At 64.7% G+C, this 14,754-nt stretch carries 12 protein-coding genes; 2 read left to right on the top strand and 10 right to left on the bottom strand.

Annotated features, from left to right (window positions below; all coding sequences use genetic code 11):
• Nucleotides 1-64 precede the first annotated feature (64 nt).
• The 4 genes from AC56LK_RS00905 to AC56LK_RS00890 form a co-directional block, all read right to left on the bottom strand.
• Nucleotides 65-478 carry a DUF6691 family protein gene (locus AC56LK_RS00905; RefSeq protein ID WP_497182691.1) on the bottom strand — a complete coding sequence of 138 codons (414 nt, stop codon included), beginning with the start codon at nt 476-478 and terminating at the stop codon, nt 65-67.
• Nucleotides 475-912, bottom strand: a complete 438-nt coding sequence (locus AC56LK_RS00900) for a YeeE/YedE family protein (protein WP_497182690.1) — start codon at nt 910-912, stop codon at nt 475-477. The genes AC56LK_RS00905 and AC56LK_RS00900 overlap by 4 nt, the downstream gene beginning before the upstream one ends.
• Nucleotides 902-1,240: a metalloregulator ArsR/SmtB family transcription factor gene (locus tag AC56LK_RS00895; protein WP_497182689.1), complete on the bottom strand. Its 339-nt coding sequence runs from the start codon at nt 1,238-1,240 to the stop codon at nt 902-904. Before AC56LK_RS00895 ends, AC56LK_RS00900 begins: the two co-directional genes overlap by 11 nt.
• Nucleotides 1,241-1,301: 61 nt before the next feature.
• Entirely contained in the window at nt 1,302-1,631 is a 330-nt protein-coding gene (locus tag AC56LK_RS00890) for an HNH endonuclease signature motif containing protein (RefSeq protein WP_497182688.1), read from the bottom strand.
• Nucleotides 1,632-1,773: 142 nt separating this feature from the next.
• Here AC56LK_RS00890 and AC56LK_RS00885 point away from each other — a divergent pair, with 142 nt between their 5' ends.
• On the top strand, nt 1,774-3,441 hold the full coding sequence (locus tag AC56LK_RS00885; protein ID WP_497182687.1) for a response regulator: 1,668 nt from the start codon (nt 1,774-1,776) through the stop codon (nt 3,439-3,441).
• Here AC56LK_RS00885 and AC56LK_RS00880 read toward each other — a convergent pair.
• Nucleotides 3,423-3,878 (bottom strand): response regulator, encoded by a 456-nt coding sequence (locus AC56LK_RS00880; protein ID WP_497182686.1) that lies wholly within the window; start codon nt 3,876-3,878, stop codon nt 3,423-3,425. The genes AC56LK_RS00885 and AC56LK_RS00880 overlap by 19 nt on opposite strands.
• A gap of 9 nt (nt 3,879-3,887) precedes the next feature.
• The gene (locus tag AC56LK_RS00875) at nt 3,888-6,140 is read right to left on the bottom strand and encodes an ATP-binding protein (protein ID WP_497182685.1); all 2,253 of its coding nucleotides are present in this window, start codon (nt 6,138-6,140) and stop codon (nt 3,888-3,890) included.
• A gap of 182 nt (nt 6,141-6,322) precedes the next feature.
• On the opposite strand from AC56LK_RS00875, the gene AC56LK_RS00870 reads away from it, so the two are divergent.
• Nucleotides 6,323-8,230 carry a hybrid sensor histidine kinase/response regulator gene (locus AC56LK_RS00870; RefSeq protein WP_497182684.1) on the top strand — a complete coding sequence of 636 codons (1,908 nt, stop codon included), beginning with the start codon at nt 6,323-6,325 and terminating at the stop codon, nt 8,228-8,230.
• Between the two features lie 37 nt (nt 8,231-8,267).
• On the opposite strand, the gene AC56LK_RS00865 is transcribed toward AC56LK_RS00870, so the two are convergent.
• From AC56LK_RS00865 to AC56LK_RS00850, 4 genes are read right to left on the bottom strand one after another with little or no spacing between them, the layout of a single operon-like run.
• Nucleotides 8,268-10,262, bottom strand: a complete 1,995-nt coding sequence (locus AC56LK_RS00865) for a T6SS phospholipase effector Tle1-like catalytic domain-containing protein (RefSeq protein WP_497182683.1) — start codon at nt 10,260-10,262, stop codon at nt 8,268-8,270.
• A complete protein-coding gene (locus AC56LK_RS00860) occupies nt 10,259-11,005 on the bottom strand; it encodes a DUF3304 domain-containing protein (protein ID WP_497182682.1) in 747 nt (248 codons plus the stop codon). The genes AC56LK_RS00865 and AC56LK_RS00860 overlap by 4 nt, the downstream gene beginning before the upstream one ends.
• On the bottom strand, nt 10,989-11,822 hold the full coding sequence (locus AC56LK_RS00855) for a DUF4123 domain-containing protein (protein ID WP_497182681.1): 834 nt from the start codon (nt 11,820-11,822) through the stop codon (nt 10,989-10,991). The genes AC56LK_RS00860 and AC56LK_RS00855 overlap by 17 nt, the downstream gene beginning before the upstream one ends.
• 1 nt (nt 11,823) lies before the next feature.
• A complete protein-coding gene (locus AC56LK_RS00850) occupies nt 11,824-14,673 on the bottom strand; it encodes a type VI secretion system Vgr family protein (protein ID WP_497182680.1) in 2,850 nt (949 codons plus the stop codon).
• Nucleotides 14,674-14,754 lie beyond the last annotated feature (81 nt).

The following is a 14,754-nucleotide window of genomic DNA, read 5'->3' as shown; positions in this document are numbered from 1 at the left end:
CAGTCTTTCATTGAGTGCCTGTGATGAAATCCGCTACGCCCTGCCTTGTCAAGGAAAAGCGCGCTCAGCGCCGCATTTCAATCACCTCGAATAAAGCCATGCCGGCCACCATCGCGCCCGTGAACAGCAGCGGCTCGGGCCCGCCCCATGCCAGCGACACCAGCGCCGGACCGGGACAATAGCCGGCCAGGCCCCAGCCGGCGCCGAACGCCAGGCTGCCGAGCACGAGGCGGCGGTCGGGGCGCCCCTTCGCCGGCAGGTGCAGGGGACCGCCGTCGAGCGTGCGTCCGCGCCGTGCAAGCCAGGCGAAGGCGGGCGCCGCGACCAGTAGCGCGCCGCCCATCACGAACAGCAGCGACGGATCCCAGTTGCCGGCCAGATCGAGGAAGGCGAGCACCTTGCCCGGGTCGGCGAGTCCGGACAGCAGCAGGCCGATGCCGAACACGAAGCCGGCGAGGAGGGCGTAGAGGAGGGTCATGCGGCCCCCAGGACATGGCGCAGCAGCCAGACGGTCAGAAAGCCGGCGGCCATGAAAGCCGCGGTGGCGGCGATCGATCGCGGCGAGCGGCGCGACATGCCGCAGATGCCATGGCCGCTCGTGCAGCCGGATCCGTAGCGGGTGCCCACGCCGACCAGCAGGCCGGCCAGCAGCAGCACCGGCATCCCGGCATCGACCCGGATCGCCGGCAGCGGCATGAACAGCGCGAACCCAAACGGCGCGCCGACCAGGCCCGCGAGGAAGGCGAGGCGCCAGCCGGTGTCGCCGCGCTCCGGGCGCAGCAGGCCGCCGACGATGCCGCTGATGCCGGCGATGCGCCCGGCCAGCAGCGCGAAGATCGCAATGCCCGTGCCGATCAGCAGGCCGCCCGCGAGCGAGCTCCAGGGTGTGAAGTTGGCCATGTCAATGTTCATCGCGCGCTTCCTGGTCGCTTGGACAGTAGAGGGTGTACAGGAGTTGCAGTACGGCGAGGGCTGCGGGGCTGCTGATCCGGTAGAAGACCTGCTTGCCGGCGCGCCGGGTGGCGACCAGGCCTTCTTCGCGCAGCACGGTGAGCTGTTGCGACAGGGTCGGCTGGCGGATGCCGGTGCGGGCTTCGAGCATGCCGACCGACAGCGCTTCCTGGGTCATCTGGCACAGCAGCAGGAGCCGGTCGCGGTTCGACAAGGCCTTGAGCAGCCGGGTGGCATCGCCCGCGGCGGCCTCCAGCCTGGCCAGGTGCCCTGGTGCGGAGAGAGTCATGTGATTTTCCGATCCTATTCAATATATGAAATTATATATTGATCGCGCGGATCGTGCCTGATCAGCGGTACTTCTTCTTGTTCGAGGTATAGGTGCGCGTATAGAAGCCGGACGGCTTCTTCGCCACCCAATCGATGAAACTGCGGATGTCTTCGTGCCCGCGCAGCGCTTCCCAGCTGTGATAGGTCTGCAGCAGCTCGCGCTCGGTGAACGCGGAGTGGATCTTGCGGTGGCAGATCTTGTGGATCGGGAACTGCTCCTTGCCCTTGAAGGTCCTGGGAATCAGGTGATGGCGGTCGATATTGACCGTCCCGAGCATGCGGCCGCACAGCGGGCAGCATGCGTCAGGTAGGGGAGCCTCGGTCATCGGTTCGGCGCGGCGCTTGGGCATGCCTCCGATATGGCGGTGGCACATGCCGCTTGCAAGGCGCACACCCATCAAATCTGTCAGTTGTGCTCGTCGTTTCCATAATGTAGTAGAATTATTGCTTACCCTTTTTGCAAGTTCGTGACTTGTCTCCGAGCCCGCCGCAATGATTGACGATCGTCCCGAATGCTCCATTCTCCTCATCGACGATGAGCCTTTTGCCCAGGACATCATCGCGCATGGACTGCGGGACTGCAGCGGTCATACCCTCTGCTACGAGTCGAGTCCGGCGCGTGCGGTCGAGGTGGCGCGCGAGGTCCGCGCCACGGTGGTGCTGGTCGACCTGCGCATGCCCGACCTGGACGGCTTCGAAGTCACCGCGCGCCTGCGCGCCCATCCCGACACCGAAGACCTTCCCGTCATCGTCCTGTCTTCCGAAGACGACCCCGAGATCAAGGCGCGCGCCTTCGCCGTCGGCGCCAACGACTACCTGGTCAAGTGGCCCGATGCGCGCGAGCTGGTGGCGCGCGTGCGCTACCACAGCGGCGCCTGCGTCGCGCGGCGCCAGCGCGACGCCGCCTTTGCCTCGCTGCGCGTGAGCCAGGAGCAGCTCGCCGCCAGCCAGTCGGCCCTGCACCAGGCGCAGAAGATGGAAGCGATCGGCCAGCTCACCGGGGGCGTGGCGCACGACTTCAACAATGTCCTGCAGATCATCGGCGGCAACCTGCAGTTGCTCAAGCTGGTGGGCAACCTGAACGACAGCGCGCAGAACCGTGTCGACATGGCCCTGGGCGGGGTCGAGCGCGGCGCCAGGCTGGCGGCCCACCTGCTGGCCTTCGCACGGCGCCAGCCGCTGCAGTCGGTGGTGGTCGATCCCGGCCACCTGCTGCGCGACATGGACGACATGATGCGCCGCGTGCTGGGACCGAACGCGCGCATCGTCACCGAGATCGAGCCGGGCCTGGGCAGCACCATGGTCGATCCGAGCCAGCTCAACAACGTGCTGCTGAACCTGGCCATCAATGCGCGCGACGCCATGGCCGGCAGCGGCACCCTGACAATCCGCGCCAGCAATGTCGGCCCGGGCCCGGAACTGCCGTCCGAGGTCCCGCAGGGGAATTTCATCATGATCGAGGTGCTCGATACCGGCCAGGGCATGCCGCAGGAAGTCCTGCTGCGCGCCTTCGAGCCCTTTTTCACCACCAAGCCGACCGGGCAGGGCACGGGTCTGGGCCTGTCGATGGCCTATGGCTTCGTGAAGCAGTCGGGCGGCGAGATCGTGCTGCGCAGCGCACCGGGGCAGGGAACCAGCGTGCGCATCTACCTGCCGCGCAGCGACGCCGCGCCGGTGGCGGTCGAGCAGGTGGCCAGCGCGCCGCTGGCCGGCGGCCTGGAGACGATCCTGGTGGTCGAGGACGAGCCGGAAGTGCGCGACTCGACCTGCGGCATCCTGTCGGCGCTGGGCTACCAGGTGCTGGAGGCGGAAGATGCGGAAAGCGCAGTGAAGATCATCGACAGCGGCCGTCACATCGACCTGGTGTTCACCGACGTGATCATGCCGGGTCCGGTCAGCAGCCTGCAGCTCGGGGAGATCGTGCGCCGCCGCCGTCCGGACACGCAGGTGCTGTATACCTCGGGTTATGCGGAAGGCGTGCTGTCGCACGAGGGCAAGCTGGACGCCTCGGTGCACCTGCTGCAGAAGCCCTACCACCCGGAAGCGCTCAGCGCGCGCATCCGCCACCTGCTGCGCCGGGCAAGGCGCGGGCAGCATGGCGGCCAGGTGGCCGCCTCAGGCAGGCAGCCGGGCCAGCAGAATCACTTGGGCTTGACGTAGCGGCGCGAACCCGGCGGCGGTTCGTTCAGGACCGCCCAGAACACCCCCAGGTCGGCGATCGCTTTCAGGAATTCGGCAAAGTCCACCGGCTTGACAACGTAGGCGTTGACGCCCAGTGAATAACTGCGCACCACGTCCTGCTCTTCCTTCGACGAGGTCAGCATCACCACCGGGACGCTCCTGAGCCCGTCGGTCTCGCGGATTTCCTTCAGCACTTCGAGCCCGTCCACCTTGGGCAGCTTCAGGTCGAGCAGGATGACGGCCGGGTTGCCGACCGTGCGTTCGGCGAATTCGCCGCGCCGGTGCAGATAGTCGAGCGCCTCGGCGCCGTCGCGCACGATGACGACCTCGTTGGCCAGCTGGCTCTTCGACAAGGCGATCAGCGTCAGTTCGAGATCATGCGGGTTGTCTTCGACCAGGAGGATGGGCTTGAGCATTGCGTTGCCTCAGTGAGGTGGGTGTTTCGGAATACTGAAGGAGAAGGTCGCGCCTTCTCCCTGTACGGAGTGGGCCCAGGCGCGGCCGTTGTGGCGCTCGATGATGCGGCGCACGTTGGCCAGGCCGATGCCGGTGCCCTGGAAATCTTCCAGGCGGTGCAGGCGCTGGAAGACGCCGAACAGCTTGTGCACGTACTCCATGTTGAAGCCGGCGCCGTTGTCGGCCACGTGGAATACCGTGAAATCGGCGTCTTCCTCGGACGTGATGGTGATGACCGCCGGGTCGCGCTGGGCGGTGAACTTCACCGCGTTCGACAGCAGGTTGAACACCGCCAGGTGCAGGAAGGCCGGGTCGGCGCGGACCATGGGCAGCGGCTCGATGTGCCAGTCGACGTTACGGCCCTGCATCTCGGTGCCGAGCTTGTCGATGCAGGCCGCCACCAGGTCGTTCATGTCGACCCGGGTCGGGCGCAGCGCGGCGCGGCCCATCTGCGAGAACGACAGCAGGTCGTCGACCAGCTTGCCGGCAAGGCGGGCCGACTCCTTGATGTTCTTCAGGAAGCGCTGGCGCCGCTCCAGGTCTTCGGCGCCGGCCGACTCGATCAGCAGGTCGGAGAATCCCACGATATGGCGCAAGGGCGCGCGCAGGTCGTGCGAGACCGAGTACGAGAAGGCTTCGAGCTCCTTGTTGGCGCGCCCCAGTTCCTCGGCCAGTTCGGCCATCTGTTCGGCGCGCTCCAGCGCGATCCCCAGCAGCGCGGTGCGGAATTCCTCGGTCAGCTCGATCTCGGCGCCGTGCCAGGGCAGGCTGTGGCCGTGGATGGTCTCGCGCCAGGCCTGGAAGCTCAGGCGCGGGGTCAGCTGCGCGGGATCGCCGGGCGCGGCCTGCTTGCCGTGGGGGTTGCCGGCCCATTCGATGGTCTGCACCACCTCCGGGCGGAACCACAGCAGGTAGTGCTGGTGGATGCGCGAGATGGGCAGGGCCAGCAGGCCGCTGGCATTGCGCACCATGTCCACGCCGGCGGGATAGATGTCCTTCAGGTGGTCGGTGTGGAATACTTCGGTATTCCCCTGCAGCGACAGCCAGTCGGCCAGGGCGCGGATCTGCGGCTCGTCCGGCGTGTCGCCGTAGGTCAGCACGCGCTCGTCCACCACGACGGCGACCCCGCCCGCGCGCGCGAAGCGCAGCAGCTCGGGGAACACGCCGCTCATGTTCTCGATGAAATCGGCGCCCTTGGTCAGGTGCCCCAGCATCTCGACCATGATGCGGCGCACCTCGAGGCGGAACTGCAGTTCGCCGGAATCCTCGCGCGATCCGATGCACAGCGCCAGGATCTGGGCCAGCTGCTCGCAGGCGGTGCGCTTCTCGACCGAGACCGGGCGGGGCGCCGCATTATGGCAGGAGATCAGGCCCCACAGCTTGCCCTTGACGATGATCGACACCGACATCGAGGCCAGCGTGCCCATGTTGCGCATGTATTGCAGGTGCACCGGCGAGACGCTGCGCAGCGCCGCGAAGGACAGATCGTTGCGCTGGCCGGTCACCGGATTCAGCTCGGGCAGCAGCGGCGCCGGCTCGTAGTTGGCGTCCTGGATCACGCGGATCGGCGACAGCGCGTACAGCGCGCGCGCCTGGGCCGGCACGTCGCCGGCCGGGAAGTGCTGGCCGAGATAGGACTCGTAGCCGTCTTCCTTCGATTCGGCCAGCACCCGGCCATGGCCGTCGCTGTCGAACTGGTAGACCAGCACGCGGCCGTAGCCGGTGACTTCGCGCACGTGGCGCGCGGCCAGCTCGGACATGTCCGGGATCGAGGCCGGCTGGTTCACGTTGAGCAGGAAGTCGCCGATCAGCGGGTACAGGTTGCGGAAGTCGGCGGCGCGGCGGCGCTCCACCGCTTCGAACTCGAGGATCAGCAGGCTGTCCCAGGCATGGACCAGGACGTCGAAGTGGGCGCCGTTACTGGCCGTGATCGTGCCGATATACGCGGGACGCGACGCCACCTGGCTGGCCTCGAGCTCGGCGGCGATGCGCGCGGCCGCGTCCTCGCCCACCACCTGCGCCAGCGGACGGCCGAGCGCGTCCCGGGCCGGGACGCCGGTCCAGCGTTCGAGGTTGGCGCTGGCCTGCAGCACGGGCAGACTCAGCCCCGGCCCGGACGACAGCGTCAGCATGAAGCCATGCGGCTGGATGCTGCCCGGGGTGCGGATCGGTTCGTCCGCACAGCGGCTGAGGTCGAGAGTGGCGGTAGGAGCCTGGGTCATTGCAAACAAGAAGCCTGCGGAAGATACAATTCGATATTGTAGCGTCAAATCCGGCAGATCAAACGCACGTGACCGAGACTTGTTGTATAGACAAGTCAATAGCGAGTCAAGTGCGTGGCCGCTATTGCTGAGTATCGGTATGATAGGATATTTGCCGCACCTGATACGGAAGCGCCCGGCCCATGAACACGCAACACCCTGCCAAGCCCCCGTTGACCGACGAACAACGGTTTCAGTACCTGATCGCCGGTATCAGCGACTACGCCATCTACATGCTGGACCCGTCCGGCCACATCGCCAGCTGGAATGCCGGCGCCCAGCGCTTCAAGGGCTACCGGCCGCACGAGATCCTGCGCGAGCATTTCTCGCGTTTCTACACGCCGGAAGACCAGGAGGACGGGCTGCCGGCGCGCGCGCTGGCGCACGCCCTCGAGCATGGCAAATACGAGGCCGAAGGCTGGCGCGTGCGCAAGGACGGCACCCGCTTCTGGGCCCACGTGGTGATCGACCCGATCTACGACGAGCACCACAACCTGCTGGGCTATGCCAAGATCACCCGCGACGTCACCCAGCGCAAGCAGGCCGAGGATGCGCTGCGCGAGAGCGAACAGCGCTTCCGCCTGCTGGTGCAGGGCGTCACCGATTACGCGATCTACATGCTGTCGCCCGAAGGCGTGGTGACGAACTGGAACGTGGGCGCGGAGCGCATCAAGGGCTATTCCTACGACGAGATCGTCGGCGACCACTTCTCGCGCTTCTATACCGAGGAAGACCGCGCCAACGGCATGCCGCAGCGGGCGCTCGCCACAGCGGCGCGCGAGGGCCGCTACGAGGCCGAAGGCTGGCGCCAGCGCAAGGACGGCACCCGCTTCTGGGCCCACGTCATCATCGACGCGGTCCATGACGACGAGGGCAAGCTGCTAGGCTTTGCCAAGATCACACGCGACCTCACCGAGAAGAAGCGCACCGAGGAAGCGCTCGAGCAGGCGCAGCTGGCCCTGTTCCAGTCACAGAAGATGGAATCGATCGGCCAGCTCACCGGCGGCGTCGCGCACGACTTCAACAACCTGTTGTCGGTGCTGGCCAGCGGCCTCGAGGTGCTGGGCATGAGCCGCCAGGGCAGCGGCGACGCCAAGACGCTCGACAGCATGCGGCGCGCGATCGACCGCGGCGCCACGCTCACCCAGCAGCTGCTCGCCTTCGCACGCCAGCAGCCGCTGCAGCCGGAGACGCGCAGCATCAACCGCCTGATCTCGGGCTTTGAATCGGTGCTGCGCCGCGCCGGGCATACCGGCATCGAGTTCGAGTTCAACCTCGACCCGCAGGCCGGCAGCGCGGTGGTGGACGGCGCCCGCTTCGAATCGGCGCTGCTCAACCTGGTCGTGAACGCGCGCGACGCCATGCCCGAGGGCGGCCGGCTGGTGCTGGACACTGCCCAGCTCATGCTGCAGGAGGGGGAGGTGGCCGGGCTGGCGCCGGGACCCTACGTGTGCGTCTCGGTGACCGACACCGGCACCGGCATGACGCCCGAGACGGTGCAGCGCGCCTTCGAACCATTCTATACGACCAAGGAGACCGGCAAGGGCACGGGCCTGGGCCTGTCGCAGGTGTACGGCTTCATCAAGCAGTCGGGCGGCGAGGTGGTCATCCAGAGCACGGAGGGGGAGGGCACCACGATCGCGATCTACCTGCCGGCGGTGACGTCGGAAGACCGCGAACTGGCGCACGGCGATTCCGAGACGGTGCTGATCGTCGAGGACGAGCCGGACCTGCTGGACGTGGCCTCGGCGCTGTTCATGAGCATGGGCTACGACGTCACCACCGCGGCCAGCGGCCAGGAAGCCATGGGCGTGCTGGCCACCCGCGACGTCGACATCCTGTTCACCGACATCGTTATGCCGAACGGTGTGAACGGCATCGAGCTGGCCGAGTACACGCGCGAGAACTACCCGAACATCAAGGTGATGCTGGCCTCGGGCTATCCGCAGCCGGCGCTCAAGCTGGACCAGTACCGGCTGGGCGACTTCACGTTCGTGAGCAAGCCGTATCGCCTGTCGGACCTGGCGCGGGGGCTGCGCAGCGTGAATTGAGCGTATTGGAAACCATTGTCTCCGGAAGCGTCATCGTTCAAGAAATCAAGGACGTGTCGCTTCCGGCGTAGATTTTCCTGTATCTCAGGTAACCAGCCCTCGACATGATGCCGAACGAGCCGTCCCATGGTTCATGACCACCGACGCGGAAGCGTGGAATCTTGTTTGTCTTCGCATACTCTTCTGCAGCGCGATGTTCTTCAAGCGTCAGGCGTGACCTGTGATCCGCCTTGCTGATGACGGTCAGCGCCTTCTCACGCTCCTTGCCACAGCGACGCAGATATTCATGCATTTTCTCTTCGGTATCTGGTCCGGTGAGCTTGAATGAAGCCCGTGAGTCATGGACGTAGTTGTCGAACAGGTCGAGGGTCGCTTCGCACGGATGTGCAAGCGCGTGCCAGAAGGTGGCAATTTCTTCCCACTCCGAGTAGTGCTGGTCGCCGAAGCCGGGGTGTTGTGGAGCTGGTCGGAAGTGCGCGCCTTTCGACTGCAGCCACGATAGGAATGCCTTGATTTCTTCATCGAACTGCAGCGCTGCACTGTGCAGGTCGTTCTGGTAATACGTGGCCGCTTGCAAAAAACTGCGGCTGTTTTGCAGTGGCGCTTGCCCCGATACCTTGCGATGGACACGCCACTCGATCTGCTTGCGGATATGCTCGCGCACGATACGGTGCAAGGGACCTTGCTTTTCCTTGCAGGTGTCGAGGTAGGCATTGAAGGCGTGGATCGTTTCTTTCCTGACTGCGAATCTGGCCTGGGTAGCCGGCGTCGAAAACTCGAGTTTTAGCGGGACACCGTTCAGCCGGGCTTCCTTGTACATCATGATGAGCGGGATCCTCGACAGCATGTCGTCGCCATTGCGATCGCTTCCCCGACCTTGTTCGCGCGGGCAGTAACCGCCACCGATATCGGAATGCACTCCCGGAACCACGACTTCCTTGCACCCGGCGGGAATGGCGCCGTTCACCGAGATCGAGTCAAGGGGAAAGCTGCGCCGGAGTTCGTGCGCGGCCACCAGGTGAAGGCACTTCAGTCCTGCGGGAACGCGCAGGCTGTCCTCTGCGTCCGCCCAGGAGCCGTGTCCGTTCTCGCTCGCAACCGTATTGCCGACGCCGACGGACGCGACCGTGTCGAAAATGCCGAGGAAATCGAATTCGACCGGGAAGCCACCGAGCGACATCCGTTTCGCGCCGCAGAGCTGCGCATCGAGCCTGCATAGGGTCTGGAGCCAGTTCGCGAAGGCGCGCGCCTGTGTCGCACCACGCGAGAAGCCGAAAATGGAGATGTAGATTGTCTTCACGATGCCCGGATTGATCTTCGCCGGCTTGCCGGTACGCTTGTCGCGCCAGTGTGGTGCAACCGCCTGGTGCAGCCGGGTCAGCATTCCATTCAACAGAAACTTCGCCAGCGTCCCGGTAGCGGAACCGACGATGTCTGCATCGTCGCCCTGCCGCCCTTCGACCGCCCAGCGGGTGCGCTTGGTGAGCGAGAGCGTCGTGAATAGCTTATCTATTTCGGGCTGCAGGATCAGCGGGGAATGCAGGAAGAAGCGGTGGACATTGTTGATGGCCTGGACCAGCGCCCAGATGATGCGGCGCTCGCCCCAGCGGCCTGTGCCGCCGCCGGCCAGTTTGTCGAGGCCGGCGCCGGTGTCCTTGGCTTGCGGGAACCTGGTGCCGGGGCCGGGGACGTAGACCCTGAAGAAATGCTTGTACTGCTCCGGCTTGTATTGCCAGTCGGTCGACTTGGGGAGCACGCCGGGAACGCTCATTCCGGGGAAGCAGTCATACAGGCGTGCGATGTTCGAGTAGTCGTTTGTTTTCTCGGCAGCGACGTAATTGTTGCCTGTGCCGTCGAAGAAGAAGCCGAAAAACAGATTGGTGTCGCATGACGATTTTGGTGAGCAAATCGAGGCGGTTTCCCGAGCAACATAATTCTTGATCACCTCGTTATTCGACCCTGCAAATAACAGTTCAGATAGCGACGGCTTTTCGAACTCCAGCCCAGCCGTGGGAGAAAGAAATGCGCTCATGGTTTGGCCTTCATGATTTCTTCAAGTCTGTCCCTGCTGCGAACTAGTCCTTCCGAATACCTCTTCGTGAGGTACTGCATATATCGCGGGTCTGACGGGCCTGTAAATCCCGATACTTCCGAAGAGCTGTATTCTTTGTGAGTTTTCCAAGATTCCTTGGCATGGCCCTCCGGATCTTCTTTAAGCTCTTTCAAAAACGATTCGTACAGCTCGACGCCGTACGCCTCTTCTTTTCGGTAGAGTTCCCACCTCTCGCGTTGGTACTCGAGAGAAGGAATTGGCCAGCCTTTGATCTTGCCAGGCCAATTTGCATGGTCCGGCTGAACGTTGCTGGAAACGACGCTGATCTTTCCATTGACGTCCCGGATGACCCACAATTCTCCAGCCTCGGCATATTCGGGCACCTCGACTTCATGTTCTTCCGTGACTCGAGGCAGGCTCCCGTCGGGGCGCTTCTCCAGCCAGTGAAATGTCGTAAGACGAACCTTTGTACCGGGTTTCCATGTCCAGGGAAGCACGGCGCAACAGGTGGTGCCGCCGCCTGCGAATGGCGCGATGTGTTCGCCACCGAGGGGTTGTGTCGGATCCTCGGGATCTTCCACCAAATAGCTGAATTCACGGTCGCTGTAGTTCACGCCATGCAAGCTGACATTTGCACGCGAGCCCCGGTATTGCGACAGGGCGGCCAGACCGAGAGCGCATACGACGCCAATACCTGTAAGGATCTTATGTTTCAGCAGCATCAAGGGCTCCTTCGGAAAAGGTCTGTGTCTTCCACACTTCAAACAATCTCGCGATATCCGGCGCCGCATCCTGTCCACGGTGCACCCATAACCAGACGCACCAGTCGACCAGCTCGGCGTCACCGAGGCCGGCGTCGATGGCTGGTGTCATGGCAGAAGAAATCAGTGCGTGTGCGTGCGACGGGCGATACGTAACACGATCGGGCTCGGTGGAGAGCCGCGCCAAGATTTCATCGACACGGCCATCGTCGACCAGCATCCCGAACTGCACATCGTCGAGTTGGGGAACGGTTGCAATCTTCCTGCCGGTTCCGTCGAGCGCCAGCGTCCGCCAGCTGCCATCGCGCGCGATGTAACTCCAGCTCTCAGCCGGACCGGTGAATTGCCTGCGCTGCTCCATGCCCAGCGTCTTCAGGATTGCCGGAACGCGCCGGGTATCGGCGAAACGAAAATTGAAGCGTTGGCCGTCGGCTTCGATGATGCACCACGCCGCCAGCCGTGCTGCCAGCTCCGGCCACGGTTCAGGCGTTTCGATCACGCTCACCATGGGCCACCCCTGGCATCTGCGCAGTACCGCCTTGACGTCCCGACTAGCGGGATCGAAAGGCAGGACAAACGGCGAGACATCCAGCGTACTCGGGCCGCTCCCGGGCAGTCCGTCGAACAGCAAAGCCTTGCGGTCGGCGGCAATGCGTCGGTGCACGCCAGGAACGAACGCTCCATCGACCAGCAAATGAAGCTGGTGGCCGGGAGCAAGCTGCCGGTAGCGCTGCTGCAGCGCGTCGAACCAGCTATCGGCGTAGGGATCGGTCAGCATGTCACTCCACCATGGAAAAGGCCGCACCTGCGGCAAGGGCGCGTTTCAGGCATTCGACGCACACGCTGCGGGGAAGCGCAGGCATCGGGTAGCCCAGCTGTTGTGGGTCCGCCAGGCTCTTCTTGCCTGCGTGGACAGTGAGCTTGCCGGGGCATTGCACGCTGATGTTGCCGGCATCGATGGTCAGGTTCGCACCGCCCGCAGTCGACAGGACGATCCGCCGTGCCGCCGCCCAATCGATATGCGCGTTGGCACTGATGACATTGATCCCATCGCGGGCCTGTATGAAGAGCGCAGCGGACTGCGCCTGCAGGCCGATGTCGTCTTTGGCCGCGACCATCTGCAAACCGGTACTCCCTTCGCCGGGTTTCACCGAGCCGCCCAGCACCCCGATGGCCTGGCTCGTCTGCACCCGCAGTCCGGCGCTCCCGACCAGCTGCGTGTCCTGCATGCTCATCAAGCTCGTGATCTCGCCGATTGCCAGTTGCAGGCTTTGTCCTGCATCGACACCCAGGACGTCGTTTGCGGACAGCACGATCACGGGTGCCTCCGGATGAGGTACCTGGCTGCTGCCGGCATCGGCAGTCGACGACACGGCAAGGGCCAGGGCCTCGAGTGGTGCAGCCTTTCCATTCAACAGGCTGGCCTCCGCCTTGCCGGCGCCGGCGTGGGCTGCCAGCCCCACAGTCAGATGCGCCGTCGCCGCAGAGTGCAGGCTGCCGGCCGTGACGACTGCCTGGCGGACTAACGTAATCCCTGCCTGATCAGTACCGGCAGGGTCGCGTGAGCACGCACTGTGCATGATCTGGTAGCTCGACACCAACAGCCCCGCGCCGGCTTGCACCGCTCCGTAAGCGTCGGAACGCAGTTCGGCGCCACGGCCCCGAAAGCTTCCACGGAAATTGTCGGTGGCGTGAATCAAATGTCCCAGGTTCAGCGCTGTTGCCATGTGCGTACTCTTGAGCTGGACGCGGCCTTGTGCGTCGGTATCGTCGAACAGCAGCTGGTTATAGCCGGCACCGCCGATGCCGGCAGAACGAATGCCCCACTGCGCCGCCGCGTTGCGATGGCCATCGTGGGCAGCGGAAGCGCCGTGCCAGACCGGACCGTTACCCCCGGCCAGGTTGCCTTGTCCCGAGTACGCATGGTCGTGGGCCCGGGCGAAGCACTGCGGGTTGCCATCCGCGTTCTGCCTGCCGCCGGGCGTCGGCACGATGCCGCCTTCGCCCCGGCCGTTGTACAGAGCCCCGACCACCACAGGGCGGTCGATGTCGTTTTCCAGGAATTGCACCAGCACTTCCTGTCCGATCCGGGGAAGGAACTGGCTGCCCATGCCGCTGCCTGCAAGCCGTTGCGCTACCCGAACCCAGCAGCTTGCGTTGGCGCCTGCCTCCTCGCTATCCTGCCAGTGAAAGCGGATGCGGATGCGTCCCAGGCGGTCGCAGTATGGTGCATCGACGCCATGTCGGTCGCTCCCGTCGGCGCCGATGACGATCGCGGTTTGCGCGCCATGCGCAGTCGGCTTGGCCTTGATGCGGTCGTCGTCATGGTTCAGCAGCGGACGCCACGGGAGCTCGGCCGGGATCGCATCGAAGCGGTTGGCGTAGCCGGCTTGCCGCGCCTGTTCGATGACCGGCGCCAGATCATCCGGTTTGAGCCGGGCGCTCTGTTCCAGCAGTTCGGGAATGGGGCCGAAGAGTTCGGCCAGGGCGAGCTGTGCCGGCGGCGGCATGTTGTTCACGCCAACGCTCGTAACATGCACGACCGTGAATCGCGCTGCTTTCGCAAGCCGCTGCAATGGCGCGTCGGTTACTGTCAGCCGCGTTCCGGCGCGCAGGGTGCGGACGGTGGAGTGGCCCTGCCACAGCTGGCCGCGTGCCTCTGTGCCTTCCATTTGCAGATCGGCGTGGCGCCGCGCCTGCACGGCATCCGTAAAAGCGTACTGCCCAGGTACATCGTAGGATTCGAGCCCAGGCAGCCCGCTGGCCTGGGTGAGGGCGGGGGAAGCGGCGCCGACCAGCCGCTTGGCCTTGTAGTCGCTGCTTTGCAAGGTGGTGAGGGAGGCATGCAGGCGCCTGTGTGCGACCAGCGCCTGTACTGTATCGTGCTGCTCGACCGAACTTGCCCCGTGATAGCGGACGCTTGCGCCATCACGGCAGCTCCGGTCATCCGGCACACCATCGCGGCGGGTGCTGTCGGCAAACAAGACCAGGCAGGGACCGTCTTCGGCCTGCTCATTGCGCCAGCCAAGTCCCTCCTCGGCCAGCATCCGGCACACGAAGTCCAGGTCAGACTCCCGGTATTGACAACAGTAGCTGCGCGTCGGCAAGGTAGCAAGCAAGGTCGTGGCCTCGGCGCTCCAGCGCCAGCGTGCGCCGGGGGTATGGGCCGCGAATACTGTATCGACGATCTCCATGATCGACTTGTCCTGCCAGACCCGGCTGTTGCGCACGTGTGCCAGCCGCCATATCCACGGCGAGATGCGGATGCGGTAGCGCGCCAGACCACCGTCGCTGCCGAGCACGGACACGGCACTGATTTCACCACCGACACACTCGCGGGTGCCGTCGGCCAGGGCGACCTCCAGCGCCACTTGTTGGCCCAGCATCGATGCAGGTTCCAGATAGGCGTTCGTGGACAGCGCGATGACCTCGCACACAGGAATGTCCAGCACGGCGTCTTCGGCAGCGTAAGCCTCGACGAGCAGCGTGAACGATTCAGCGTTCTGGCCCGGATCGCCGATCCTGAGTTCGAACAGCCTGGTCGCGCCAGAGAACTCCGCAAGCGTGGCCGCGAGCTGTTCTATCAAGTTGGTGCTCATGACTGACGCGCTCCATTGTTGGATGAACATCGGCCACGATACGGCTAAGTTAACTGTTGGCTATTGCGTCAAGTCATCATGGTGGATCGTGCCGGAAAGCCCAAGCGCACG

This window comes from Telluria sp. ZB4P36, from assembly GCF_059685865.1.
The sequence above is the reverse complement of the archived record's forward strand: the minus strand, read 5'-3'. Positions and strand labels throughout refer to the sequence as shown.